At 65.6% G+C, this 25,425-nt stretch carries 24 protein-coding genes; 17 read left to right on the top strand and 7 right to left on the bottom strand.

Annotated features, from left to right (window positions below; translation table 11 throughout):
• Nucleotides 1–20: 20 nt before the first annotated feature.
• From J7500_RS02320 to J7500_RS02310, 3 genes are all read left to right on the top strand, one after another.
• The gene (locus tag J7500_RS02320; protein WP_294059679.1) at nt 21–677 is read left to right on the top strand and encodes a helix-turn-helix domain-containing protein; all 657 of its coding nucleotides are present in this window, start codon (nt 21–23) and stop codon (nt 675–677) included.
• 126 nt (nt 678–803) lie between these two features.
• Nucleotides 804–2,648 carry a hypothetical protein gene (locus J7500_RS02315; RefSeq protein WP_294059678.1) on the top strand — a complete coding sequence of 615 codons (1,845 nt, stop codon included), beginning with the start codon at nt 804–806 and terminating at the stop codon, nt 2,646–2,648.
• 261 nt (nt 2,649–2,909) lie between these two features.
• Nucleotides 2,910–4,859 carry a TonB-dependent receptor gene (locus tag J7500_RS02310; protein WP_294059676.1) on the top strand — a complete coding sequence of 650 codons (1,950 nt, stop codon included), beginning with the start codon at nt 2,910–2,912 and terminating at the stop codon, nt 4,857–4,859.
• Nucleotides 4,860–5,089: 230 nt separating this feature from the next.
• Here the strand turns inward: J7500_RS02310 and J7500_RS02305 are convergent, their stop codons facing one another.
• On the bottom strand, nt 5,090–5,737 hold the full coding sequence (locus J7500_RS02305; RefSeq protein WP_294059673.1) for a TetR/AcrR family transcriptional regulator: 648 nt from the start codon (nt 5,735–5,737) through the stop codon (nt 5,090–5,092).
• Nucleotides 5,738–5,844: 107 nt separating this feature from the next.
• Here J7500_RS02305 and J7500_RS02300 point away from each other — a divergent pair, with 107 nt between their 5' ends.
• Nucleotides 5,845–7,212, top strand: a complete 1,368-nt coding sequence (locus J7500_RS02300; RefSeq protein WP_294059671.1) for an MFS transporter — start codon at nt 5,845–5,847, stop codon at nt 7,210–7,212.
• A gap of 58 nt (nt 7,213–7,270) precedes the next feature.
• Here J7500_RS02300 and J7500_RS02295 read toward each other — a convergent pair whose 3' ends face one another.
• Complete coding sequence (locus tag J7500_RS02295) at nt 7,271–8,089, bottom strand: NAD(P)H-dependent oxidoreductase (RefSeq protein ID WP_294059668.1); 819 nt, start codon at nt 8,087–8,089, stop codon at nt 7,271–7,273.
• A gap of 126 nt (nt 8,090–8,215) precedes the next feature.
• Between J7500_RS02295 and J7500_RS02290 the strand changes: the two genes are divergently transcribed.
• A complete protein-coding gene (locus J7500_RS02290) occupies nt 8,216–9,103 on the top strand; it encodes a LysR family transcriptional regulator (RefSeq protein ID WP_294059666.1) in 888 nt (295 codons plus the stop codon).
• 254 nt (nt 9,104–9,357) lie between these two features.
• Nucleotides 9,358–9,981 carry a LysE family translocator gene (locus J7500_RS02285; RefSeq protein WP_294059663.1) on the top strand — a complete coding sequence of 208 codons (624 nt, stop codon included), beginning with the start codon at nt 9,358–9,360 and terminating at the stop codon, nt 9,979–9,981.
• 60 nt (nt 9,982–10,041) lie between these two features.
• Here the strand turns inward: J7500_RS02285 and J7500_RS02280 are convergent, their stop codons facing one another.
• A complete protein-coding gene (locus J7500_RS02280) occupies nt 10,042–11,013 on the bottom strand; it encodes a quinone oxidoreductase (RefSeq protein WP_294059661.1) in 972 nt (323 codons plus the stop codon).
• A gap of 92 nt (nt 11,014–11,105) precedes the next feature.
• Between J7500_RS02280 and J7500_RS02275 the strand changes: the two genes are divergently transcribed.
• The 6 genes from J7500_RS02275 to J7500_RS02250 all read left to right on the top strand — a co-directional run bounded on the left by J7500_RS02275 (nt 11,106) and on the right by J7500_RS02250 (nt 15,257).
• Complete coding sequence (locus J7500_RS02275) at nt 11,106–12,008, top strand: LysR substrate-binding domain-containing protein (protein WP_294059658.1); 903 nt, start codon at nt 11,106–11,108, stop codon at nt 12,006–12,008.
• Nucleotides 12,009–12,113: 105 nt separating this feature from the next.
• Nucleotides 12,114–13,334, top strand: coding sequence for a helix-turn-helix domain-containing protein (locus J7500_RS02270; protein WP_294059656.1), 1,221 nt, complete (start codon nt 12,114–12,116; stop codon nt 13,332–13,334).
• A gap of 26 nt (nt 13,335–13,360) precedes the next feature.
• The gene (locus J7500_RS02265) at nt 13,361–14,014 is read left to right on the top strand and encodes a glutamine cyclotransferase (RefSeq protein ID WP_294059654.1); all 654 of its coding nucleotides are present in this window, start codon (nt 13,361–13,363) and stop codon (nt 14,012–14,014) included.
• Between the two features lie 37 nt (nt 14,015–14,051).
• Nucleotides 14,052–14,381 (top strand): helix-turn-helix transcriptional regulator, encoded by a 330-nt coding sequence (locus J7500_RS02260; protein ID WP_294059653.1) that lies wholly within the window; start codon nt 14,052–14,054, stop codon nt 14,379–14,381.
• Nucleotides 14,378–14,851, top strand: a complete 474-nt coding sequence (locus tag J7500_RS02255; RefSeq protein ID WP_294059651.1) for an SRPBCC domain-containing protein — start codon at nt 14,378–14,380, stop codon at nt 14,849–14,851. The genes J7500_RS02260 and J7500_RS02255 overlap by 4 nt, the downstream gene beginning before the upstream one ends.
• A complete protein-coding gene (locus J7500_RS02250) occupies nt 14,844–15,257 on the top strand; it encodes a GFA family protein (RefSeq protein WP_294059649.1) in 414 nt (137 codons plus the stop codon). Before J7500_RS02255 ends, J7500_RS02250 begins: the two co-directional genes overlap by 8 nt.
• A gap of 295 nt (nt 15,258–15,552) precedes the next feature.
• Here the strand turns inward: J7500_RS02250 and J7500_RS02245 are convergent, their stop codons facing one another.
• Nucleotides 15,553–16,443 (bottom strand): NAD-dependent epimerase/dehydratase family protein, encoded by an 891-nt coding sequence (locus tag J7500_RS02245; RefSeq protein WP_294059648.1) that lies wholly within the window; start codon nt 16,441–16,443, stop codon nt 15,553–15,555.
• 467 nt (nt 16,444–16,910) lie between these two features.
• Here J7500_RS02245 and J7500_RS02240 point away from each other — a divergent pair, with 467 nt between their 5' ends.
• A complete protein-coding gene (locus J7500_RS02240) occupies nt 16,911–17,873 on the top strand; it encodes an AraC family transcriptional regulator (RefSeq protein ID WP_294059646.1) in 963 nt (320 codons plus the stop codon).
• 22 nt (nt 17,874–17,895) lie between these two features.
• On the opposite strand, the gene J7500_RS02235 is transcribed toward J7500_RS02240, so the two are convergent.
• Together J7500_RS02235 and J7500_RS02230 are read right to left on the bottom strand one after the other, a co-directional pair.
• The gene (locus J7500_RS02235) at nt 17,896–18,831 is read right to left on the bottom strand and encodes a sigma-70 family RNA polymerase sigma factor (protein WP_294059645.1); all 936 of its coding nucleotides are present in this window, start codon (nt 18,829–18,831) and stop codon (nt 17,896–17,898) included.
• A 499-nt stretch (nt 18,832–19,330) separates the two neighbouring features.
• On the bottom strand, nt 19,331–20,119 hold the full coding sequence (locus J7500_RS02230) for an SDR family oxidoreductase (RefSeq protein WP_294059643.1): 789 nt from the start codon (nt 20,117–20,119) through the stop codon (nt 19,331–19,333).
• A 710-nt stretch (nt 20,120–20,829) separates the two neighbouring features.
• Here J7500_RS02230 and J7500_RS02225 point away from each other — a divergent pair.
• The 4 genes from J7500_RS02225 to J7500_RS02210 all read left to right on the top strand — a co-directional run bounded on the left by J7500_RS02225 (nt 20,830) and on the right by J7500_RS02210 (nt 24,693).
• A complete protein-coding gene (locus J7500_RS02225; protein ID WP_294059641.1) occupies nt 20,830–22,029 on the top strand; it encodes an MFS transporter in 1,200 nt (399 codons plus the stop codon).
• Nucleotides 22,030–22,062: 33 nt separating this feature from the next.
• Nucleotides 22,063–23,370, top strand: a complete 1,308-nt coding sequence (locus J7500_RS02220) for an epoxide hydrolase family protein (RefSeq protein ID WP_294059638.1) — start codon at nt 22,063–22,065, stop codon at nt 23,368–23,370.
• A 195-nt stretch (nt 23,371–23,565) separates the two neighbouring features.
• Nucleotides 23,566–23,934 (top strand): GNAT family N-acetyltransferase, encoded by a 369-nt coding sequence (locus J7500_RS02215; RefSeq protein ID WP_294059637.1) that lies wholly within the window; start codon nt 23,566–23,568, stop codon nt 23,932–23,934.
• Nucleotides 23,935–24,048: 114 nt separating this feature from the next.
• Nucleotides 24,049–24,693 carry a hypothetical protein gene (locus J7500_RS02210; RefSeq protein ID WP_294059634.1) on the top strand — a complete coding sequence of 215 codons (645 nt, stop codon included), beginning with the start codon at nt 24,049–24,051 and terminating at the stop codon, nt 24,691–24,693.
• 211 nt (nt 24,694–24,904) lie between these two features.
• On the opposite strand, the gene J7500_RS02205 is transcribed toward J7500_RS02210, so the two are convergent.
• Nucleotides 24,905–25,132 carry an AlpA family transcriptional regulator gene (locus tag J7500_RS02205; protein ID WP_294060659.1) on the bottom strand — a complete coding sequence of 76 codons (228 nt, stop codon included), beginning with the start codon at nt 25,130–25,132 and terminating at the stop codon, nt 24,905–24,907.
• Nucleotides 25,133–25,425: the final 293 nt, after the last annotated feature.

The raw sequence follows: 25,425 nt of genomic DNA, 5'->3' as shown, positions 1-25,425 counted from the left end.
TCGGAAAGGCTATGTCAGCAATGGATATCCAGCGACTTTCGAGTGGCACCATTCCATGGCACGTGCATCGCCGGCCCTACCTCGCGATCGTGCTCGAGGGCAGCTACGAGGAACTGGGCGACCAGGGACGCTGCGCCATCCAGGCAGGGGATGCCGTGCTGCATCTACCCTTCGAGCGCCATGGCAACCACGTCTCGCGAAGGGGTGTGCGGATCGTCAACGTCCCGCTCTCGATCGCCGACGCCTTGCGGCTGCAGTCGATGCGCACCGACGACCCCGAGCGCGTTGTCGACGCGATCAGCCGTGGATGCAGCGTGAGCGACGCCCTTGCCGGGGACCGGCCTAGCCTGCCTGCCCTCGCCGATGACGAGGCCGACGTGCTCGCGCTTTCGCTGGTCAACGGCGCGGATATCGAATTCGACGCATTCGCAGCCAGCTGCAACCTGTCGCGACGTACGTTGCGGCGGCGCTTCCAGCATCTCTACGGAACGTCGGCGGCCAAGTTCAGGGCGCGTGCGCGCGCTCGCCGCGCATGGCGCGCAATTCTCACGACGCCCGCTCCGCTCGCGGCGATCGCATGCGACCTCGGCTTCGCGGACCAAGCGCACATGAACCGCGCCGTGCTCGCCTTGACCGGCGAGACGCCCTCCCGCTGGCGTCGTGACATGTCGGATTAGCCAGCCACGCCGCTGGCGGTATCGTCTGCCCGTCAGCCACTCCCCGCAACCTGAATGAACGGGTGACCGCGCTCGCAGCCGCAGGCAGCGACTAGCCGCCCAATGGCCATTTAGTTCAAGATCGCCATGGCCGGCTTCGGGCATGGCGACGGCATGATTGCCTCCTTGCTCCTCACAGTCGCCTCGATAACCGCCCCATCCGCGGATTGCGCAACACGGCTCGAGCAGGCGCGGGCAGCGTACGGCGTCTATGACGTCGCCGCGGCCGAACGCGCCTATGCGGCTCTGGCGGCAGCATCCTGCCCGTCCGACGTGACCGGCGTTGCCGAGACCGAAATGGCGCGGATCGCTTGGCTCGTCCACAATCGCCCAGCCGATGCCATCGATCGATTGAAGCGCGTCCTGCCGAGCCATCCCGACCCCTGCGGCGCAGCGGTGCTGCTCGGACGTATCCTCAGTGCCAGCGGCCGGCCTAGCGAAACGTCAGCGGCCTTGATGCCCTACCGCGAGCGCTGCGCAGCTCTGGAGTCGGGCGTGCTCCTCGAAATTATCAAGGCATCGGTCGACCAGGCGGCGGCGGGGCCGCTCGCGACGCGGCGGCCGAACCTCGAAACGGCAAGGGCGATGCTCGGCGGGCTGTCCGAGCTTGCACGCGCCTCGCTCGCCGGCGCGCGGCTACGCCTGGCGATCGGCCTAGGCCTTGCCGACCGAGCGCTGGCGCTGGAGGGCTGGCGCGATTTCTACTGGCTTGATGCCACGGTCAAGCCGCAGGCCTTCGGCGGCTCCGACGCCGAGGTGCGCCGCACCTTTGAGGCAGGCCTTGCCCCCGGCGCTTCTGAATTCGACAGGCTTGCCCTGGTAAAGCTCCTCATCCGCGGCGGATTTGCCGACGAAGCTGAGCGTCTTATCGATGGCCGTGCCAAGGGCGAGGCGTGGAAGGCGCCGCTGGCATATCTCGAGATGCGTCGCCGCCTCGCGGCGCTTCTGCTCGCGCACGATCGTGCCTGGGCGCGCGGCGAGCGCCCCGACGATGCGCCTTTCGAAGCGAACCTCGTGCAAGCCCTCAAGGATGCGGTGGCGGCGGCGGGACATCCGGCGGACGATCCCTGGCCCGCGCTGCGCGAGCTCTGGGGCCTCTTCGGCACGACCGGACGAAGCAACGGCGTGAGCGGCCTCCACCTCGGCCACGTCTCGACCGACCGAAGCGAAGAGGTGCGCCAGAGCAGGCGGCAGGGCGAGGTGCGCTTCATCTCTCTGGACAACATGATCGCCAACGGCTTTTCGGGATGGCTCGGCGATGGCACCTTCGCGCCCGGTGGCTGGGCCGCCGACGGGCAGATCATTCAGGTGCGCGCGCGCTACGTCCAAAGCGCGCTTGACTGGGCAGCGGTCGCGAGTGGCGGGCCCGCGCGCGAGCGCTACCTAGCCCTGATGGAGAGGCGCAGCGCCGGTGATGCCGATATCGCGCGGACCGAACCCATCGCCTTCTTGCCGGGGCTTGCCGATCGCATCCGGGTGCAGGCGATCGATGCGCTCGCTCGCGAACTGCGCGTCGCCGGTGACGACCCCGCCACGTTTCCGCGCCGCTTTGCAAGGCTTTGGTATGATCGCAGTTTCGAAGGAACCATCCATCTCCACGAGGGCCGGCATGCGCTGGACCAACTGAGCTATGCCGGCGCGCAGGCACTGTCCGACGACGAGCTCGAATATCGCGCCAAGCTATCCGAACTGCGCTACAGCACCTCGCCGAGGGTGATGCTGGGTTCGATCTATGGTCGGCTGATCGGCGGCACGACCGGCCACGGCATCGCCAACGAGCGGCTGCTGCGCGATTTGATCGCCTGGATGCGCGAGCACAAGGAGGCGGTGGACGGCTTCGATTCCGGCCGGTGCCAGCTTTGCCAGCTCGACCTGCTCAGCGACGCCCAACTTCGCATGGTCGCCGAAAGCCTCGATCCGGAGACCCGCTAGATCAAGTCGGATTGACGGCCGCCCGCGATGTGAATTCGAGGAGGCTGTTGGCCGTTTGCCGTCGACCAGCCTTGCCGGCATTTCGACACCGAGGATGATTGCGGCAGGGCGGACAGGATCCCTAGGTCGGGCTGCCGATGCGGCCTTCCGGCGATTCCCGCGCGCGGTTTGCGAGCAGCACGCAGCGAGCCCGTGCTGAACGCGCAAATGCAGTTCTTCCCTCCGTCTAGGTCGGCCCCCGGAACGACTGGAGATGAAGAAATGGACGCCAAGAGAATTCGGCCGCGCCGGACAGCCGAGATATTTCGGGGCGCGCTTGTCGGCGTATCCTGCCTGTCTGCCCCGGCTTTCGCCCAGGAAAGCGCCGTGCAGAGCGCGGCAGACGCCTTCGGTGAGCGCGTGGGCATCGAGCAGGTCGGACTTTACAACGAGAACCAGGTTCGCGGGTTCGACCTGCAGGCGTCGGGCGCCTACCGCATCGAAGACGCCTATTTTAGCAAGATCGTACCGCTTAACGACCCGGTCGTGGCCGGGGTCGGCGTTCGCGTCGGCGTCAATGCCGCCAGGCTGCCCTATCCGGCACCGAGCGGGGTGGTGAATTATCGGCTGCGTTCGCCAGGCAGCGAGGACTTCCTCTCGATTGCAGGGGGCCTGCGCGATTACGGCACGCGCTTCGTGCAGGCGGACGGCGCCTGGCACCTCCCGGATGGCGGGATCGCCGGCGGGATTGTCTGGAGGCCCGATGCGCGCTGGCAAAGTGGCGCTCGAGGCGCGGCGCTCGACGCCGGGCTGGTGGTGGAGCAGCGGCTGGCGCCCGCGCACCGTCTGCGGGGCTTTGCGCAGTTCTACTGGCGAAACTACGACGGCGAGGATGCGGTTGCGGCAGCGGGCGATGGCTTGCCGCCGCTCGAAGCGCGCACAATCAACTATGCCCCGCGATGGGCTCGATACGAGGCGCTCAATGTGAACGCCGGCCTCCTTTATGACGGTGTTGTTGGTCCATGGGCGTTCAGCGCGTCCGCCTTCCGCTCCTATTATGAAGCGGAGCGCGAGGATTTCGCTGTTGCCGCAGTCCGCGCAGACGGGCGTGCCACCGGAACGCTGTTCATCAGTGGCCCAAGGACGAGTGTCTCGGATTCCGGCGAGGTGCGGGTCGCCCGCCTGCTCGGGAACGGCCGTTTCCGCCATCGGCTCGCGCTCTCCGCGCGGGCGCGGCAGAGCAACGTGGGCCTGACATCGAGCCTGGCGGTTCCGCTTGGCGAATTTGAAGCCGGTACGCGGCCGGGCCGCGTCGTGGTAGAAGAGTGGTCGGGAATCTCAGGCCGGGACCGGGTGAACCAGGTCACCGGGTCGCTCGGCTACGGCGTGAGCCTGGGCAGCCTGGCTGAGCTTCAGGCGGCAGCGCATTGGACCCGCTACGAGAAGACCCGGGCCGGACTTGGCCAAGCGCCAAGTCGCGGCGTCCATGAGAGGCTTCTCGGCAATGCCTCGCTGCTTGTCACGCCGACCCGGCGCCTCAGGCTGTTCGCGAGCTGGGTGACGGGCCTCGAAGAATCCGGCGTGGCACCGCAGAATGCGGCCAATCGCAATGAGGTGCTTGCGCCCGTGACGGCGAGGCAATGGGAACTTGGAGCCCGCTATGCGATCACCGACGGCCTGGCACTCATCGCCGCGGGCTTCGAGGTTTCCAAGTCGACCATGGGCCTGCGGCCCGACAGCAACGTCTTCGGGCCGATCGGGCGCGTGCGTCACCGCGGGGTGGAAGTCTCGCTTGCCGGCAAGCTGGATCAAAGGACACAGATCGTGGTCGGCGCCGTCGCCTTCCAGCCGACAATTGAAGGGCCGCTGGTCGAGGCCGGCATCATCGGCGACGAGCCGGTCGGCGTCTCGTCGAAGGTCGCCAATCTCGGCCTCGAGCGAGAGCTTGCTCGCGGTTGGTCGCTCGATTTTCAATTCACTTTCCAGGGCGCCCGCTGGGTGGATGCGGCAAATACGCTGCGCGCGCCTGCCTTGCGAACCGTCAATCTCGGCATTCGGCATCGCTTCGAGCTTGCCGGCAAGGCCGCCCAGCTTCGAGTCCTTGCAAGCAATATCTTCGACGAGGAACGCTGGGCCGTGGGCTCGTCGGGCCTGCTGAGCGCGGCCGCGCCGCGCACCCTGCGTGCCATACTCAGCTACGATCTCGGCCGCCGTACGCGGAGCAGCGACTAGCTTTGCCGGTCCGAAGAAGTGGGCGCGGCGAGCGCAGCGGCGCGGGCGCTGCCGCGCTCGCCAGATAGCCCGCATACCCTGGATCGAACTCGTCGTCGGGGAAACCCGTCAGGGATGGGGCCGGAGGTGCCGCGGCTTTGAGGCCGATGGTTTTCCCGATAGCAGCTTACCTGGTCGCCCCGGTCCGAGCTGGGGCGTGATGCGTTCAGGCGGGGGCTTCAGGCGGAGTATCACTCCGGCGACCCGAACATCGCGGCGACGGCGAAGGTGGACATCTTCTGAAGTCTTTCCCTGGATGCACCATCGCGGGCCTTCATGGAAATGCCGACAAGCAGCGTTGAGATCGTTGTCGCCAGCGCGTCCGCATCCGTGGCCGGAGATAGGTCGCCGTCATTGCGAGCACGCTTCAGGCGGTCAGCGATCAGTGCTTCCTGCGCGCATCGGCGTTGCGACAGAAACTCACGCACGGCGTCATTTTGCGGAGCACTGCTGACCGCTGCGGAAACCACAAGGCATCCCTTCGGCTTTCCCGGCCTGGTATAAATCTCGATCGCATCGCTCAACATGCGCGTGACGGCTTGGCGGGCGGTCGATTCCTGCGCAAGAGCCGTGGCGACGAAGCTGCCTTCGTTAGCTTCATAGAGCGCAACGGCTTCCCGGAAGAGTTCTTCCTTGGAACCGAATGCCGCGTAGATGCGCGCAGGCGCCAAGCCAAGCGCCGACACAAGGTCGGAGATCGACGTCCCCTCGTAACCCTGAGCCCAGAAGGCCTCCTGAGCCGTCGCCAATGCGACATCTCGGTCAAACTCCCGTGGGCGCGCCATTTTATCTCCGTTCTTGAATGATCGGTCAATAAATAACTTGACATCGGAATTCAAGCGAGGATTCTTGAGCGATCATTCAAGAACTTCCGGAGCACCGCGTGAGCACGGCATCACAATTGCTTGAATCATCAGGCCGCACGAGCACAGGCCGGGGGGCGACCTTGGCTCTGCTCGCATTCGCACAGTTAATCATCGCGCTCGATCTCAATATCGTCTTCGTGGCGCTGCCGGAAATCGGCTCCGGCCTCGGCTTCTCCGACCAGACCCTTCAGTGGGTCATCAGCGCTTACACCGTCTTTACGGGCGGTTTCCTCCTGTTCGGGGGACGCGCAGCGGATCTCATCGGCCAGCGCCGAATGTTCATCTTCGCCCTTTGGCTCTATGCAGTTTCGTCTCTCGTGGGCGGGCTTGCCACATCGCCAGAGGTCATGGTCGCAGCGCGCGCCGTGCAGGGTATCGGCGGCGCCTTTCTCTTTCCGGCGACACTCTCGCTGGTGAACCGCCTCTTCGCCGAGGGACCGGAGCGTAACCGCGCCCTGGCAATCTGGGGTGGCGCTGGCGCCAGTGGCCTGACCATCGGCGCCATTGCCGGAGGGTTCCTGACAGCCGCGTTCGGCTGGCCGTCCGTGTTCTACGTCAATGTCCTTCTTGCGGGTATTGCCATTGTCGCCGCATTCCTCGTCATTCCCAAGGATGCCAAGGACCATGAGCGCCGGAGCTTCGATCTGGCGGGCGCAATTACTGTGACCGGGGGCGCAACATTGCTCGTCTTCGCGCTGGTGCAGGGGCCGGAATACGGATGGACGGCGCCGAGTATCATGTGGAGCGCGGCGGCGGCCCTTGCCCTGTTAGTCATCTTTGCCGTCATCGAAACCCGCAGTTCCGACCCACTCATGCCGCTTCGGCTGTTTCGTAACAAAAACCTCGTCGCCGGCATGACCATCACCTTCCTCTACATGGCAACCTTCGGCACGCTTCCTTACTTCCTCACGGTCCTGTTTCAGAATGTGCAGGGGATGACGGCGCTGCAAACGGGCCTGGCTTTCCTCGTGCCGTCCATATCGATCGCGGCAGGAACGCAGATCGGCGAGCGTCTTGCGACCCGCAGTTCAATCCGCCCCACGCTGATCGCCGGTCTCGTAATCGGCGCGGCCGGCACGCTGCTGATCGTCCCAGGCGCTGCGGTCGAGGGAGCTTATCTCCACATCGTCCCAGGCCTGATAGTGTCCGGTATCGGGCAAGGAATTGTTTGGACGGGCATGTGGATCGCCGCCGCCACTGGCGTTGACCACGAGGAGCAGGGTGTCGCGTCCGGTATGGCCTCGACAACCCTCAATGTCGGCAACGCGATTGGCCTCGCCATTTTGATCGCGGTCGCCAACGCGGCGACGGTTGGCCATTCAGGAGAGGCTTTGAAGGCAGCTACGATCGTCGGAATGCACACGGCCTTTTACCTCGCAGCCGCGGGCATCGGCCTCTCGCTCTTGATCGTACTGGTCCCGGGTAAGCCGGCTAAAAACGCTTCCTGAGCGAAGAGCAGAAGGTTGGGCTATCCAGCAACTCCGTTGAGGCCTGACCCAACGCCTTTCAGTCCGGACCGGACTGTGACCTGGCGGCGGCCGCCTCGGCACCCAGGTGAAGCGCAAAACCCGACACGCCTGGGCGTGCATGCTGCGGCCGCAGCTTCATGCTCGGGATGTCGTAGTCGCCGCCATTTTGCGAGCGGTAAGGGATCGGCGGTGTCGTCCCGAGCGTCGCCATGCGCGCGCGCAGGCGCTCGGCAATGGGTTCGAACGCGCCCTCCTTGAGGCGATCGGTGCTGTAGACCACGAACGGCGGCAGCACTTCATAGCCGGGATAATAGAGAATGCCGTGGTTGATCGGAAACAGCAGGTCGTCGATCGGTCCATTCACGCCGGTCGGCGAATAATGGTCCTCCCAGCCGCCTGCAGTCACGACCAGCATGGCCTTCTTGCCGGCGAGCGTGCCTTCGCCGAAGCGATCACCCCAGCGCTTGTCGCTGTGCTCGCCGACGCCGTAGGCGAAACCATAGGCGAAAACCCGGTCGACCCAACCCTTCAGGATCGCGGGCATGGTATACCACCAGAGCGGGAACTGCAGAATCAGCAGGTCCGCCCAGAGCAGCTTGTCGATCTCCGCCCGGACGTCGGCGGTCAGCGTGCCGCTTTCGAATGCCAGTTTTGACGCATAACCGACAACCAGGCGTGCGTCCGGGGCCAAGGCCGGAAAGTCCGCCCGGTCGACCTGCGACTTCCAGTCCTGGCCGTAAAGATCCGAGACCTGGACCTCGTGACCCTGCGCCTCCAGGGTCTGCACCGCTACATCCTTGAGGGCACCGTTGAGCGAACGGTGCTCGGGGTGGGCATAGACGATCAGGACTCGCACGGTTCGGCACTCCCGCCAGGTTAGTTTGAGGCCAGAGGATAGTGCCGCGAATATTCATGCGGTATATGGTGAGCAAGAATATGACTCTGCCGAAAAATGGATAGATCGAGCATCACGCTGGAGCGCATGCGGACCTTCGTGCGGGTGGCCGAACGCGGAAGTCTTTCTGCCGTGGCGCGCGAACTCGGGGTCGGCCAATCGACGATCACCCGCCAGTTGCGCGAGCTCGAGGACGCGCTCGGCGTATCCCTGTTGAGCAGGACTACGCGGCGAGTGACGATCACGCCGGAGGGGAGCCAGTTTTACGCCCGAAGCCTGCAGGTCCTGCAATTGGTTGACATGGCGGGCGAAGAACTGGCGAACAGCAGCGGATCGGCCTTCGGGACGGTGCGCCTCTCCTGCTCGGCAGCGATCGGCGTGCTGCATTTCAGTCGCCTTCTTTTCGAATTCCAGGACCTTCACCCGAATGTCGGCATCGACCTGAGCCTGACCGACGAACGGGTGGACCTCGTGCGCGAGGGCGTCGATCTGGCAATTCGCCTGGGTCCGTTCGCCGACAGCTCGATGCGACTACGGTCGCTGGGTCAAAGCCGGCGCGTGCTCGTTGCCTCGCCGGCCTATCTGAACGCGCGCGGCCGACCGGCGGTGCCTGACGATCTGGCAACACACGAGTGCATCCGCATGTCCAACGTGTCCGGAAGCGACACGCTGGTCCTGCGGGACCCGGAGGGCGGGCTGCACCGGGTGGCCATCAAGGCGCGGCTCAACGTCGACCATGGCCTTGCCGCGCGCGAGGCGCTGCTGGCCGGGCGCGGCTATGCCCCGGCACACCGGTGGCTGGTTGAGGATGCAATCCTCTCGGGCGCGCTGGAGGCGATCCTTCCGGCCTACGCGCCCCCATCCACCCCACTGAGCCTACTGATCGTTCCCGAGCGCGCGCGCATCCACAGGGTGCGGCTGCTGATCGATTTCCTGTCCGGCAGGATAGGCTCCATCGCTGGAATCGACAGGTAGGACGGCGGGTGAGGCAGCGCGACGGCGGTGTCCGTGGCTGGCACGCAGCAGCCGAAAGCCGGGCAGCTCGCGCGCTGGTCGAGGCCGCGCGCGAAGCGGCATAGCGTCTCCCGGTTGGAGCGCGCCTGCGGCGCGGTCAACGCGCAAATCGTACCCTGATATCGATCGAAAACGGCAGCGCCCGTCGGTAGCATGCGCGCTGAAAACTGGCCGGAGTCACGCGCTCGCGCGGCCCCGCCTGCGAGAGCAAGCACATGAATATCGAAACGCTCCTTGTGTTCGTCCCGGCTTGCTTCGCCTTGAACCTGGCGCTCGGTCCCAACAACCTGATGTCCATCACGATTGCCGCGCATCATGGAGCGAGGCGCGCGATTGCCGCTTCGGCAGGGCGTATCGTTGCGTTTGCGGCGATGATTGGCGTGGCGGCGCTCGGCCTCGGGGCTGTGCTCGCCGCTTCCGACCTTGTATTCTCGGCCATCAAATGGACCGGTGCCCTCTATCTGTTTTGGCTAGGCGCCAGGCTGCTGTTGTACAAGGGAGAGGCCATTGGGCCGCACGCGGGCGCGCCGTCGCGGCCCGCGCCGCAATACGCGCGGCGGGAGTTTCTCGTCGCCGCCGGCAATCCCAAGGCTATCCTCATCTTCACCTCGTTCCTGCCGCAGTTTGTATCCGTGGAGGACTACTGGCAGGACTTTTTCGTCCTGGGAGCAATGTTCCTCGCACTGGAAGTCGCTGCCGTGACTATTTACGCCCTCGTCGGTTCGCGGCTGCAGCAACGCGTACGGGACCGAACGATGGCCCGGCGCGTCAATCGGACGAGTGGCGTTGCAATGATCACCCTCGCCGGTGCGCTCTTGTTCGCCGATCGACGCACCTGATCGCGCGGCGAAGCATTACCGAGCGACAGGAAGCGGCAGGCCCGAGGCGCGGCAGCGGTGTCAGGGGAGCAGGATTGTCGCGCCCATCGTCTCACGAGCTTCCATCCGCCGATGCGCTTCAGCCGCCTCCGACAATGCGAGACGGTCGTGCACGGTGATCTCTACCGCCCCCGCCTCGACCGCGCCGAACAGCTCGCGTGCCATGCCCAGGTAGGTGTCGCGGTCGGCGATATGGGTCGGCAGCAGGGGAAAGGTCGCAAAGAGCGAACCCTTTGCGGCCAGCAATGCGATGTCAAACGGCGCGATCGGGCCCGACGCGGAGCCGAAACTCACGAACGAGCCGAAGGGACGCAGGCAGTCGAGCGAGCCAGGAAAGGTCGCTTGGCCAATGCCGTCGTAGACGACGTGACAGCCTTGCCCCCTAGTGAGGTCCATGACCCGAGCGGGGAATGGCTCCTCGCGGTAGAGGACGACATGGTCGCAGCCGTTCGCGCGCGCGGTGGCGACCTTGTCCGGCGAGCCGACCGTGCCGATGACCGTCGCGCCAAGGTGCTTGGCCCATTGCGCGAGAATGAGCCCGACACCGCCGGCCGCGGCATGCACGAGAACGGTTTGCCCCGGCTCTACGCGGTAGGTCCGGCGCAGCAGGTATTGCGCGGTCAGCCCTTTAAGCATCATCGCGGCGGCGGTTTGGTAATCGATCGTATCGGGCAGGCGAAGCAGGACTTGCGCCGGAACGTTGTGCTCCTCTGCATACGCGCCCGGCGCTTCGACATAGGCCACCCGATCGCCCGGCGCAAAGCCCGAGACGCCGGGACCGAGCGCGACCACCTCGCCGGCGCCTTCCTTGCCCGGCGTGAACGGCAGGCCGGCCACGGGATAAGCGCCGGTGCGATGATAGATGTCGATGAAGTTGACGCCGATTGCCCGGTTGCGAACCCGGACCTCTCCCGGTCCGGGCGGCGCAAGGAGCAAGTCTTTCACTTCGAGCACTTCGGGACCGCCATAACGGTCTATCTGGATCGCTTTCACGTTGCGACGCTCCTCACGCTGTGTCGCCCGCCCAGCTAGTATGTCGCCTGATATCAGGGTAGACTGATATCCTTAGCATCAGAGTTTGCATCATGTTGATATCGGACCAGATCGGCCTCGACCTGCTTCGGCTTTATGCCGCCGCGTGCCGACAGGGCAGCTTGAGCAAAGTCGCGCAGCAGACCGGCCGGAGCCAGTCCGCGGTCAGCATGCAGATACGGCGGCTAGAGGAACTGGTCGGCCATCGGCTCTTCCGCCGTACCGGGCGAGGTGTCGTGCCCACGGCGGAAGGAGAAGTCTTCCTCGGCTATGTCGCGCGCATGCTCGCGCTGGGCGACGAGGCGCAGGCGCGCCTCAGCCGGCCCGACATCACCGGCAGTGTGCGCATCGGGCTCGCCGAAGAAGTCGCCGGCACGGCGCTTCCGGCGGCGCTCGGACGGCTGCACCGGGCGCACCCTGGCGTCCAGCTGGACGTGATGGTCACGAACAGCATTGCGTTGGGTCAAGCCTGGAATGCGGGGCAGTTCGACATCATGCTTGCCCCTGCGTCAGTGGTCCGCGACGAGGCGCGTACCGCCTGGACCATCGATCTGCTGTGGGCCTGTGCACTTGACTACTCGGTCGATGCTGCAAGTCCGCTTGACCTAGTTGCCTATGCGGCGCCCTGCCTGTGGCGCGACCGGATGATGGCGGCGCTTGCAGCAACGGCACGCGCCCATCGCATCGTGTTCGCCAGTCAGAGCATTTCCGCGCTCCAGGCGGCAGTGGAAGGCGGTCTCGGCATGGGGTTGCTGCCGCAGAGCTACATCCGGCCAGGCTTGTCGCGAACGGCCGCGCCGTCGGAAGCGCCGGAGCCGATCACCGTCCAGTATGGGCTTTACGCGCGCGATCGGCGGCCCGCATGCGTCGGGGCGGCCATGGATATCCTCCTGCAGGCGGCTCGTCCTGCCCTGAACCCGGCTTCCCGGGGCCAGCGGGACGTGGTTCAGCCTTGAGCGTGCGTTGAGCCGGGTGGGGCGACAGCCTTTTTGACCCTGAGGCGAGCAGGCGCATAAGAACGGTCGGGATACGAGGAGTGTGGCAAGCGTGGCGCGATTTGGATGGACTCGCTGATCACTGCCGCGGCGCGAGCGCTTGCAACGGGCGATATCCTCGGCGCCATGAACCGCGTCGCGCTCCGAGACGATCCGCCGGCGCTCGCGCTACGAGGCATCGCCATGGCGCAACTGGGCGAGTTCGACCGGGCAAAGGTGCTGCTCAAGCGGGCTGCGCGTGGCTTCGGCGCCAGGGAAGCGGTGTCGCGGGCGCGATGCGTGGTCGCCGAAGCGGAGATCGCGCTCGTTTCGCGGGACCTGCGCTCGCCTGCGAAGTCGCTCTCGGCGGCGCGGGTGACGCTCGAGGTCCATGGCGATGCGCTGAACGCCGCCCATGCACGGCACCTGGAAATTCGAAGGCAGGTGCTGGTGGGCGATCTCCACCGTGCGAAGCAGGGGCTTGCCGAGCTCGACCTCAAATTGTTGCCTCCGGCATGGCGCGCGATGCACGAGCTCGTGGTGGCGGAAATCGCCATGCGCAAGATCGAGGCGGGAGCTGCGCGCGCTGCGCTGGAGCGGGCACGAGAGGCCGCGCAGCTTGCCGGCATCCCGGCGCTCAACGCCGAAGTATCGCGAGCCTTCGAGACCCTCAATGCGCCGGTGGCCCGGCTGGTCGCGCCGGACGCGCAGCGTTCGATCCGCCTGGAGGACGCCGAGGCGCTGATGGCGACCGGCGCGCTGGTAGTCGATGCCTGTCGACATGCGGTGCGCAAACACCAGATACGCATTTCGCTGGCGAGACGGCCCGTCCTGCTGTCGCTCGCGCGTGCCCTTGCCCAGGCATGGCCGGGCGACGTCTCGCGTGACGATCTGGTCCGCCAAGCCTTCCGGGCCAGGAGTGCGGACGAATCGCACCGCGCGCGGCTGCGCGTCGAGATGGCACGGCTGCGCAAGGCCATTGCCGCAGTCGCGACCGTCGTAGCGACGCGGAACGGGTTTGCGCTCGTGCCTGTCGACACGGCGGGCGTCGCAGTAATGGCGCCGCCGGTAGAGGAAGGCCATGAAGCCGTCCTGGCGTTGCTGAACGACGGAGAGGCCTGGTCGAGCTCTGCCCTGGCTCTGGCGCTCGGGAAGAGCCAGCGCGGCATCCAGCGCTCGCTCGAGGCGCTTTCTGCCAAGGGCCGGATACAGCACTTCGGCAACGGAAGGGCGCGGCGCTGGGTCGCGCCGGCACCCTTGGGATTCGCGACAACCTTGTTGCTCCCAGGCGGCCTTCCCTTCGGCTAGGAACAGCCTGCAGCATCGGAGGAAGCATGAAGCAGTCGCAGGCCAAGATTGATCGGGTCTATGGTCCCTTCGACGGGATCGATGCCGTGCACGGCGTTTCCTATGACGGGCAGCGGATTTGGTTCGCGGCCGGCGAGAGGTTGAATGCCCTCGATCCCTCGAGCGGTGAAATCGTGCGATCGCTCGAAGTTACCGGCGATGCCGGGACCGCCTTCGATGGCGAGCATCTGTTCCAGATCGCCGAAAACCGCATCCAGAAGATCGACCCCCAGACGGGCACCCTCCTGGCGACGATCCCGGCACCCGGCAAGGGAGGCGATTCCGGACTGGCATGGGCGGAAGGAGCTTTGTGGGTCGGGCAGTACCGGGACCGCAAGATCTATCAGGTCGACCCGGGAAACGGGGACATTCTTCGCACGATCGAATCCGATCGTTTCGTCACCGGCGTCACCTGGGTGGAGGGCGAGCTCTGGCATGGAACGTGGGAAGGCGACGAGAGCGACATAAGGCGCATCGACCCCCGGTCCGGCGAGGTCCTGGAGAGTCTCACGATGCCCGCCGGAGCAGGTGTATCGGGCCTGGAGTCGGATGGCGGCGAACGCTTCTTTTGTGGCGGCGGCGGCAGCGGGACGATCAGGACAGTGCGCCGTGTGTCCCAAGTGTCCACTGCAAATAATTAGCATTGACTATTTGATTAGCATCAGCTAATGATTTGCCATGCTCGAAAATGCCTCTATCAACTTGGTCATGCGCGCACTTTCAGATCCTACGCGGCGCGCGGTGTTCGAGCGCGTGGCGCAGGCGGACGAGATCACCGTCGTAGAATTGACGCGCGGAAGCGGTGTCACGCAGGGAGCCATTTCGCAGCACCTGCGATCGCTGAAGCGAGCTGGACTGGTCTTGGAGCGGCCGCAGGGACGAAACGTGTTCTATCGCGCCGAACCCAAGGGGCTGGCGCCGCTGTTCGACTGGATGAGCCATTACGGCGTCTTCTGGCGCGAACGTCTGGCTGATCTGCACATCTTGCTTAAGGAAATCGATCCATGAACGCCACTGCGTTGCTCGCCGACACACACGATATCGTGGTCGACGAGGTCTTCCCGCACGCGCCCGAATTCATCTGGAAGGCGCTCACCGACGGCGAGCTTATCGGTCGCTGGCTGATGGAGCCGACGGGCTTCGCGCCGGAAGTCGGCAGGCATTTCACCTATCGCACGACGGCGGCCGGCAAATGGGATGGCACGATCGAATGCGAAGTGCTCGAAGTGCAGCCGCACGAACGCCTCGTCTACTCGTGGAAGGGGGGCGACGCCGGAAACGTCGGCTACGGCTCGCTGCTCGATACTGTCGTGACCTGGGTCCTGCAGCCCGTCGATGGCGGGACGCGCGTGCGCCTGGTCCATGCCGGCTTCGTGCTGCCGCGAAACGAGAGCACCTATCGCAAGCTGGCGGAAGGCTGGAATAATGTCGTCGGCAAGATGGTAGGTGTCGCCGTCAAGGCTGCCGCCGATGAGTGAGCCCTACACCGGCGGCTGCAAATGCGGCGCCATCCGCTACGAGGTTTCCGGCGAACCGGCCGCGATGCTCTACTGCCAGTGCCGGCAATGCCAGCGCGACAGCGGCACTGGGCACGGCGCGCACCTGACTTTCGTCGGCGCGAACGTAAAGCTCACCGGCGAGGCGGCGACATGGACCGTGACGGGTGACCTGGGCACGCGCAAGAGCCGGGGCTTTTGCAGCGCGTGCGGAGCGCCTGTCTACCTGTTCTTTCCGGACAATGCCGATGTCTTCGTCGCGAGCGCGACAAGCCTCGACGACCCGATCCGGTTCAAGCCGCAGTTCGTCACCTGGACCGACGCCGGCCAGCCCTGGGATCACCTCGATCCGGCGCTGCCGCGCTTCGGCAAAATGCCGCCGGTTTGAGCGGCGAGACACCGGAGGCCCGTCCATAGTCCTGTGTCCGGCCAGGCGGGCTGGCCCGGCATACAGCATCGAAGGCGGCTGCGCCGACGGCGGCGCGCTTGACGCCGACCTTAAGAATAACGTGCCCCTGAGGGTCGCACGTGCCCGCCGGAGCGATCCGGCGGGCACACTTCTATGCGGGGATCTTTGGCTCGATGAGGTGCGCGATGCCCCGGACCCTACCTTGGATCCGGCCCTCATCGCGCATGAAGGACCCCCATGTCTGCCACCGGGAGGGCGCAAAACCGACGGGCGGCTAGGCCGCGCCGCGCGCCGTTGCACGAGCCATCTCGTCGAGGCTGCTTGCGCGGACGCCGAGGAGCCTTTCCGTCTCCGACGTGTCGACGCGCGCGGGTCGGTCCCATTGGTACGTGAGCTCGACGGCCTCGTGCCAGCCGAGCCCTTCCAGTTCCGCTGCCGGAGCAACTCGCAGGGCAGGCACCTCGAGTCCCCGGTGCTCGGCAATCTTGCCGAGCACCTCGCGCACGCTGGCGTGCTGTACCGGTGCAAGGAAGGCGCGATCCCATTCGCCTTGGTAGAGCGATGCAGCGATGAGCGTTCGCGCGACATCGTCGATGTACGACCAGGGGTGGATTTGGTCGACCGAACCGACAAAGGCCACCTCGGCTCCCGTCGCAAGGGCGGGCAACGCCAGGAGCGCGAGGTAGGTAACCCGTGCGTCGCCGAGATAATCGCTGGCACGGATTTCGATCGCTGGCGCCTTCGACCGCCGAGCGCGCTCCCACATGATCGCACGCACGGTGCCCTTCAAGGTGGTGGGATCAAGCGGCGTGTCGCTGGCAAGCGTTTGGGGTGCGCGCTCGCCGTAGCCATACGTGTTGCCCGCGATGACGATCTTCGCCCCCACCGCTTCGGCCGCCTGGACAGTGCCGTCCATGATGGGAAAGAAATCGGTGGGCCAACGGTGATAGGCCGCCATCGCGCACATGAAGATCGTGTCCACGCCCTCGCCGATGCCGGCAAGGGCTGCGGCCTCGGTCGCGTCGAGCGATACGGTCCGTATTCCGGGCAGGTCGAGAGTCCCGGCGTTGCGGCTTGTCAGCGTGACGCTGTGACCAGCATCGGCAAGGAGCCGCGCGGTCGCGCGCCCGACCGGGCCAGCGCCCACGACGATATGGGAAGCCATGTGCAATTTCTCCTCAAGTGCGGTGTTGGGTCGCTCGACGTGAGAAGCGGGCGACCGAAAGTCGCGCACGAAACGCCAAGTTTTGAGCAGATTTCTCCAAGGATGCAGCTGGGGCTTGCGCGGCCGGGGGCCGTCGCGCTCAGCCGGGCTTGCGCACCTGGGGTAATCGACCTGGTGATCAGCCATGGAGGCCGCGGCACGGCGGCCACGCTGGGTGCCGGCGTAGCGGTGCTGTGCATGCCTTTCAGGCGCGACAGCCCTGGGGTCGCACGGCGGGTGCAAAGTCTCAGCCTGGGCATTGTCCTGGAACCTGGATCCGATGCCGACGCGATTGCCGCGGCGGTGGCAGGCATGCTGGCTGACACGGCGCTACGACAGTGCACGTGGGCCTCTGCCTCGAGCGTGCAACGGTTCGGAGAGCTCGATCTCGCAGTCCGTCATGTCTACGTGCTGACGCGCTGTGGCCGATGACCGGCATCGAGCCTTCGGTGGAGAAGGCGAACGAAGCGCGCCCCAGCCGCGCCACGTTGAAGACCGGGCGCAAGTCGCCAGATACGGCGCACATGACTGAAGGATGGCAGCCCATGCAGTTCGAAACCAGCGCGACTTGGCCGCCCGCAGGGATCGGTATCGCGTCGCGCCGCGCTTGCCCGGGGAAAGGCCGGCTAGAACCGGCCGAGCACCACCGGATCATCATTCACACCAGTCCCTCCACGCGTTCCTTCTGTCTGGATACCGGATCGAGCTTCCTGCGCACCGAAGGACACATCGACTTCATTCCGTCCAATCATGGTGGGGGTTTCGATGCGTCTGCGCCGTACGAATGCCTCGAAGTGAGCCTAGCACCGGGGTTGCTAGACCGGGTCGCCGTCCAGACGGGCAGCCTAGCCCGCTTCGAGGCGCGGCACATGCTGCGGGACGAGCGGATATACCACTTGGCCCGCGCGCTCGAGAGCAACCGCGCGGCCTATGCTGCGGGCGATGTGCTCTATGCCGACAGCATCGGGATCGCTCTGGCTGCCCGCCTCCTTGGGCTGCAAGGAACCCAACCCGCCGCTTCACGCTTGTCCAGTGCGCAGATGAAGCGCCTGCTCGACTACATCGAAGCCCATCTCGACCGACCGCTGACGACCGAGACGCTGAGCCGCGTGGCGGGGGCGAGCAACTCGCACCTGCGCAGCTGGTTCAAAGTCGCGACCGGCACGACGCTGCATCGCTACGTGTTGCGGCGCCGAGTGGAGCGGGCGCGCCTGCTCCTGGTCGAGGGGCACATGTCAACAAGCGAGGTCGCCTTCGCCGTCGGCTTTGCCCATCAGTCCCATCTGGCGCGATGGATGCGCCGCGAATTGGGCGTGCCGCCGTCCCATATTCGGCGCGCGGGCCGGCCCAGCGAAAACACGGCAGCCCAGGATAGACTGCTCGTCGATTGAACCGGGCGCGCTTCTGCGCGAATCACACCGTCCACGGAAGCGACCGGTTCTCAAACAGCCGGACAATGCCTCGATTTACCCAGGGGCAGTGACGGTAATCGCGGACGCCGACGATCCTGTCCCCCGACGTTTCGATCCGGACGACGGCGCCGGGTAGCATTCGGCCCTCTGTTTCCCGCAGGATCACCACGACATCTTCGCTTCCAATCGTAGCGACCATGGCGAGCCACGGCAGCCACTGCTCATTACGTAGGAAATAGGGTGACTCACGCATGAGGCCCTCGAAGCGCTCATATACCTGCAAGCGGGCATCGGCGCTGACAAGGTCGCGCACGCCGTCCCAGTCGCGCTGGTTGAAGCGCTCGACATAAAGACGCAAGAGCTCGGCGCGCTGCGGATCGGTCCGCATCGCCGGTACCGAGCCGGCATCCTCGGGCAGTGCCGCCAGTTTCGTTCGCGCGCGAAAGAGCGCTGCCTTGACGCCGCCGATGGTTGTCTCAGTAAGCTCGGCGATTTCGGCCAGGGGATAGTCAAAGACATCCTTCAGCAGCACGCATGCACGCTCCTTGGGTGGAAGACGCAGGACGAGCCGTTCGATGGCATGCGCGACGCCCGGATCTCCGGTGGTGGTGAAATCGACCAACTCGTCGTCAGCGAAGGCGGCCTCGACCGCTGGCCGTAATTCCCGGCGCCGGAGGAAGTCGATCGCCCGGTTATGCGCGATGCGAAACAGCCAGGACCCAAGCGCCGACGGCTTATCGAGATCGTCGAGCTTGCGATAGGCTTCGAGCAGCGCCTCCTGCATTATGTCTTCCCCGTCCAGCGGCGAGCCGGTCATTCGACTGCAGTAGCGGTGCAGCCGCGAGCGAAGGTGCGAAACGGTCTCCAGGAAGGCGCGGTAGCGATCGTCGATCGCGCTCCCCTCGCGAGGGCCGACGTTCGATGGGGCAGCCGACATTGAAAGTCCTTCAGACAGAGCGATGGCGGCGTCGGCGCTCTCGCGGGTTGTCCGGGAGAACCGTCCGCCTGCAACAGCGACGAATGAATCCTCGGCCAGGATACGCTGGGCCGCAGCGTACTGTCGGCATCGACGCGGGCTTATGCAATATCATGCGCACGCGGGCCCTCTCGAGCGCGACAGACTGCAGGTCGTAGAGCGGGCGGCTGGTGTTCGCCCGGGCTTCGGGGCGCGTGCCGGAAGCCGCGCGAACGAGAGGATCGATCGACGCGGCTCAGGCAGGAAGGATATTCTCGGCGCTCCCGGTCCCGTATCGCTGCCGGGCGAGTTTCGTCCCGATCATTGGCGCCACAGTCGGCGGCTCCCATGCTGGACGCCCGGCCTCGGACCCGCGACCTCAAAGCGAAGGATCATTGCATGTGCCGCCGACACGCTGGCCTTTCCAGCACGGCATGGGCCCTTGGTGGCGCGCCTGCCGCCTGTGTGACGCTCCGCTCGATCAGGCGGCGGCATCCTCCAGGATCGTTACGCCGTCATCTCCCTTGAGATTGAAGGCCCGGGGTGTCTCGAATTCAGGTCGGGTAAGGACCGAGATGATGTACTCGCCGAACTGGCGCGGCGGCATCGGCGCGCCGAACCGTTCCATGTACTTGTCGAGGGATGTCCCGAGCTTGGCACAGTATGCAGAGGACGCCGCGTCGCCGACTCCCGTGCCGGCGATCATCTGCCGCGGCACCACGGTCTGGAAGCGAATGCCCAGGTTCCTTTCGGCCGATAGTCGCTCGGCATAATTGGCCATGATCCACAGCATGCGCTTGGCGCCGGCGTAGCCGCCGGACATGGGCGAGCCGTTGACCGCCGCGCCGCTGGATCCGACGAGCACCCTGCTTCCGGCTTCGAGGGGCGTTGAAATCGCTGCCTGGAGCCAGTGGAGGCCCGCCTTTACGTCGGTCTCCCAGGTGTTGCTGAACGATTCCCAGCTATGCTCGTCGAGCGGGGCCATTGCCGGCGGGGCTCCTGCGTTGAGCAATAGGATCGTCGGCCTGGCCTCCGCCAGGATTTTCGCCGCCGCCTCGCGGTCCGTGACATCGGCAGCAATCGTTGCAACGCCGAGCCGGCCGCCCACCGCTTCCAGGTCGCCGGCCGTCCGCGCAACGACCGTCACCTTGACGCCACGATCGACCAGTGCTTCGACTGCCCCCAGCCCGAGGCCGCGGCTCCCGCCGGTGACGACCGCCCTTTGATTTTCCAGTTTCATGATGGTTGCTTCCTCTTCTCGCTTTCGCATCCGCAACCATTGACGGCCGAAGACGGGGAAAAGGTTCGGATATGGAAGCCCCCGCTCGCCAGAGTGGCAGGAATTCGCCGCTCCCTGGAGGGAGTCTGGGGATCAGGCTGCCGCTGCCGGCGGAGCGCTTGCCTAGGGAGAAGGCGCGTTCCGGTGTAGCCCGAACGGGGCGAGGATGACCGGCAAAGCCATGAGCGCCCACGCGAATTCCCACGGCACGGGTTCGAAGGGGTGAAACAAATTCGGCCGCAGGCCTCCACCGGCCCACACATGCGCGGCGACGACCGCTAGAACCGGCAAGCCGGTGAACAACCAAGCCACGAGGATGGCCTTGTACCAGCGTCTTGCCCTCATCGAGCCCCCTGCGACGGTGAAGAACGCAAAGCCAATAGGCCCCATCGAACGGCAAGACCAGCCCGGACCACCCCGGTCGATCCCGCTGGCGGTCTCCGGTACGCCCGCCACCTGTCCCACAGCGGCCATTTCCGCCCACTGCCTAGAACATCGAGGTGAAAGCCTGCTGCCTTGTGAGCCCTTCGAGCAATTCGGCCCGGTGCCATGTGGATGCCGCGTTTCCCTTCCACCCGGGTGGCCAAGCTAAACCCGCCACATTTGTCACTCCCGCTTGCACTGCGTCTTCGCGCAGGCTGGTCGCGAATGGGGATTTCGAGCCGGAATTTCGGGCCGGTCCCAGCTGCATGGAGTTTTGCATGACCGGATCCCGTGACGATCGCGCGACTTGGCCGATCGCCACTTGGCTCGCCCTGGCCTCGCTTGCCTTGGGCAGCTTCGCAGTCGTCAGCAGCGAATTGTTGCCGATGGGCGTGCTCCCACCGTTAGCGCGAGACTTGGGAGTCAGCGAAGGGGTGGCGGGTCAGACGGTAACCATGACCGCCCTATTCGCGGGCTTGGCCGCGCCGAGCATCACTTTGATCATTGGCCGTACGGACCGCAAATATGTGATGCTGGCCGTGACCGGGCTGGTCGTTGCATCCAACCTCCTTGCTGTCCTGTCCTCGGGGTTCTGGGGCTTGCTGGGCGCGCGCGTGATCTTGGGGCTAGCGATCGGGGGCTTCTTCGCACTCGCGGGAGCTACCATCGCCCGCCTGGTTGCGATGGAAAGCTTCGGCAGCGGAATGGGTGTCGTCTTCGTGGGCATTTCCCTCGCCACGGTCGTGGCGCCGCCTCTCGGTGCCCTCGCCAGCGATGCCTGGGGATGGCGCGCGGCCTTTCTGGGCGCCGCAGGCATTGGCTTGGCCGCCGTAGCGTTGCAGGGAGCCTGCCTCCCGCGGGTGCCGGCCGCTGCTGCCACGAGCCCCGGAGCGCTTGTTGGCCTGGTAAGACGGCCCTCGGTGCGCTTGGGCCTCGTTGCGGGCCTACTGGTGGTAGGCGGACATTTCGCGGGCTTCACCTTCCTTCGCCCTTGGCTGCAGACCGGAGCCGGCCTGCGGCCCGGTGCGGTGGCGGCGATCCTGCTGGTCTACGGCATCGCCAACATCGGCGGATCCGCCCTTGCCGGGCTTATCGCCGATCGCAGGCTGCAGGCCGGGTTTACGGGCGGGAGCTTCCTGCTGGGCGCATCCGCCACCGGCTTGGTCCTGGTCGGGGCCGCATTCTTCCCCGCCATGGCTTTCGCCGCCCTGTGGGGACTGGCCTTCGGTGCTGCGCCGGTATTGATCCAGACCTGGATGGGGCGCGCGGCCCCTGACCAGATGGAGGCGGTCGGGGGGTTGTTCTTGGGGGTCCTGCAGTTCTCAATCGCCCTTGGCGCGATCGCCGGCGGCTCGGCGCTGGACATGCTCGGTGTCCGCGCCCCGTTTCTGATCACTGCGGGCTGCGGTGTTCTGGCCGCCTTGCTCGTCCTCGGCCGCGTTCCCGCCGCGCCCCAAGCCACCGCGACCGCGGATTGATCATTGACACGCACGGCATCTCGGGAGGTTTTCATGACAGACGCATCGAACTCCGGCCTTGCGAGGGCCGCCACTTCCCGCAGGGAGATGCTGGCTGCGGGCGGCGCGCTCATGACCGGCATGCTCGCGAGCGGGGCGGTTTCTGTCTCGGCCCAGGTGGCAACCACCTCGATCCGTCCGTTTCGTGTCGCAATTCCGCAGGGCGATTTGGACGATCTTCGCCGCCGGCTTGCGGCGACCCGTTGGCCGGAACCATCCACCCAGGCAGGCTGGGCCGAAGGGCCGCCCCTGGAGCGATTGAGTCGTCTCGTGGACTATTGGCGCGACGGGTACGACTGGCGAGCGTTCGAAGCGCGGATCAACGCCTTTCCCCAGTTCCTGGCCGAGATCGACGGTCTGGACTTCCACTTCCTGCACGTGAGATCGCCCCATCCAGATGCCCTGCCGATTGTGCTGACTCACGGCTGGCCGGGTTCGGTAGCCGAATTTCTCAAGGTGATCGGCCCGTTGGCGGATCCGGTCGCGCACGGAGGACGCGCTGCGGATGCGTTTCACGTCGTGGTGCCCTCGCTCCCAGGTTATGGTTTCTCGGGAAAGCCGACCGCGCCGGGCTGGGATGCGAAGCGCGTCGCGAAAGCCTGGATCACGTTAATGGACAGCCTCGGTTATCGCCGCTGGGTTGCCCAAGGCGGCGACTGGGGTGCCATCGTGACCACCCTCATGGCGCAGGAGCGGCCGCAAGGGCTGGACGCGATCCACCTTAACCTGCCGGTGGCGGTTCCAGCAGTCCTCGCCCCCAACAGCCCGGACGCGCGCGAGCGCGAGGCGGTCGCCGCCCTGCAGCGCTTCACCACTGACGGCTGGGGATACCGGATCCAGGCCACGCGGCCGCAGACGATTGGCTATTCCTTGGCGGATTCGCCCGTGGGCCTGGCCGGATGGATCTACGAGAAGTTTCAGTCCTGGACCGACAATGACGGGGATCCTGAAACGGCGCTCACGCGCGATGAGATGCTCGACGACATCTCGCTCTATTGGCTGACCAACACAGCGGCGTCGGCAGCGAGATTCTATCGAGAGAACGCGGAATACGGCATGAACCTTGGCGTGGTCGACCTGCCGGTCGGCGTCAGCATCTTTCCCGGGGAGATATTTCGAACGCCACGCAGCTGGGCCGAGAAAGTCTATCCGAAGCTTGTCCATTGGAACGAGCTGGACCGGGGCGGGCATTTCGCCGCGCTCGAGCAGCCAGCCCTGTTCGTCGAGGAGCTGCGTGCGTGTTTCCGCGACGTACGCAGCCGAGCGCCGGGGAACGCGACCGGAGAGAGGCCCGGGACGTGAACTCGCCTCCTCTCGCCAACGCCGGCAGCTCAAGGTTGGTTCTCCGGCCACGCCACGAGGACGCGGCGAGCGCAGTGCTTGCCACCATAAACGGGGCGGCCCAGATCTTCCGGCGGAATCGCGCTGATTGCTGGCATGAGCCGTACATGACGGCGGGACCAGCTTCGTGCTGAGATCGCGGCTGGCGCCACATTCATGGTTTGCGAAATAAACGGAGTGCTCGGAGGCACCATGGGCATCCAGTCGGTTCGCGACGTCGATCTGATTCGCCATGCCTATGTGCTGCCGGTCTACCAAGGGATGGGTATCGGAGCCGCGCTGACCAACGCATTGCGCGCCCGCGCCGCCGGGCATCTGCTGGTAGGCACTTGGGCGGCGGCGACTTGGGCCATCGGCTTCTACCAGCGACATGGGTTCCGGATCGTTCCCGGTTCGATGAAAACGTCGCTGCTTCGGGCCTACTGGCCCGTCTCGGCGCGCCAGATTGAGACATCAGTCGTGCTCGCAGCGGCCCGGCTCAATGAGGCACAAGCCTCTGAGTTGATGAAAGCAGCGCAGGCATGATTGATTGCTGATACGCCGAGCCGCCGTTTTGGACCGGCTTGCCCAGATGCGCCGGCGGGCCGCGCTCACGCCGGCGCTAGATGAATCCTGCCGAGAGCCGATGGGTGCCGGCCGATGACCAGAAAGACCCGTCTTGAGGATCGCTTGGTGGTCACGGCAACGCTTGCCTGGCTTGTCTTGTGTGTGGTTCCTTTCGTAGCAACCTTGGTCTTGCGCCGTGCCTTTCCGGTAACGGATTGCCCGAACGGTCCTGCCTCCTGCGTGCCTGACCAGGGCTGGCCCATCGCCCTGGCAGGCATGAGCCTGGAGCTCGCGTCCGCACTTACCCCCAGCTGGTTGATTACGCAGCTCGTCGCGCTCGCTTGGCTGATCGCGGTGGCATGGTGGACTTGGCGTCTTCGTCATAAGCCCCCGCAATGCACTGAACGGCAGGGACGGTTCGTGGGGATTGCCGCGGCGCTCGCGTGGGTCGCAGGCTTCGGTCCGCTCGTGGCCAGCCTCGCCGCCGGCGGGATCGCAGGGGAACTGGGCTGTTATGTCACAGAACATGGAACCTACTCCCGCATCGACGATAACCATGTGCGCCAGTGTCTGCTGGGTGCAATCGACCTGGGTCCGTTGCTCCATGCGGCTCATCTGTCGGGAATTTTCCTGGTCGCGAGCTGGCCGCTTGCCCCTGTTGCCGTGTTGCTGTCGGTACACTTGGCATTTCGGCGGCGTGCTCGGGTGAGCGAGGCGGAACCGGGACGAATTAAATAGAATGTCCAAACCGAGCGCACGCCTGCGCGACGCGTTCCATCACGACCAGCGTCGACCTACGTGCCGGCCGCGTCGAGTGGGCCGTGCGGACCGGAAGGCCATGTCTAAGGCGTCAACGCCTGCTCTCTAGGAGGCTCAATGATCGCACCAGCCACTGCCAGGTTTAATTTCTGGGGGTGCGGGTAAGCCCAACTGCTTGACCGCTCGATTCTCAATCGATCGATCGAGCGTGGAAGCCAGTCTCGGCCGAATAGAACATCGGATTGCGCAGCCAGGCCACCACGTCGGACTCGCGCCATCCTGCGCAGCGCGTGCTGATCTTGACGTTTCTCGGGAAGGTGCCGTTGTCCATTTTCCGGTACATGGTTGATCGACTAAGGCCGGTGCGTTCGAGTACCGCCTTCAGGCGGAGGATCCGTTCGGGGGCATTGGTCTCGATTGGCATGGCATTGCATCCAGTGCAGTTTTGCGGCGCTCCCTGGATAAAGCTGCGCGTGATGGCCTCCTGATGGAAGGGCCTGCTTGGGGCCACTGCGGGCGCCTGCGGCCATTGACGGCACAAGCGTACCCGCGGGCATGATGCTGACAGCCGATCTGGAAGTGTCAGGGCGTCTCACGCTCGCGGCGTGATCGCGCTCTGCGGGGCTAACCGCGTCGCCGAGTCGCGCACTTCTCGGACCCATGCGCGTGACGGTCGCATGACGCGAGGTCGCCTGGCCGGCAGCGGAACGC

Origin of the sequence: Sphingomonas sp., assembly GCF_017744835.1 — a bacterium.
Classification (GTDB): Bacteria; Pseudomonadota; Alphaproteobacteria; order Sphingomonadales; family Sphingomonadaceae; genus Sphingomonas.
This window is presented reverse-complemented; position numbering and strand designations above follow the sequence as displayed.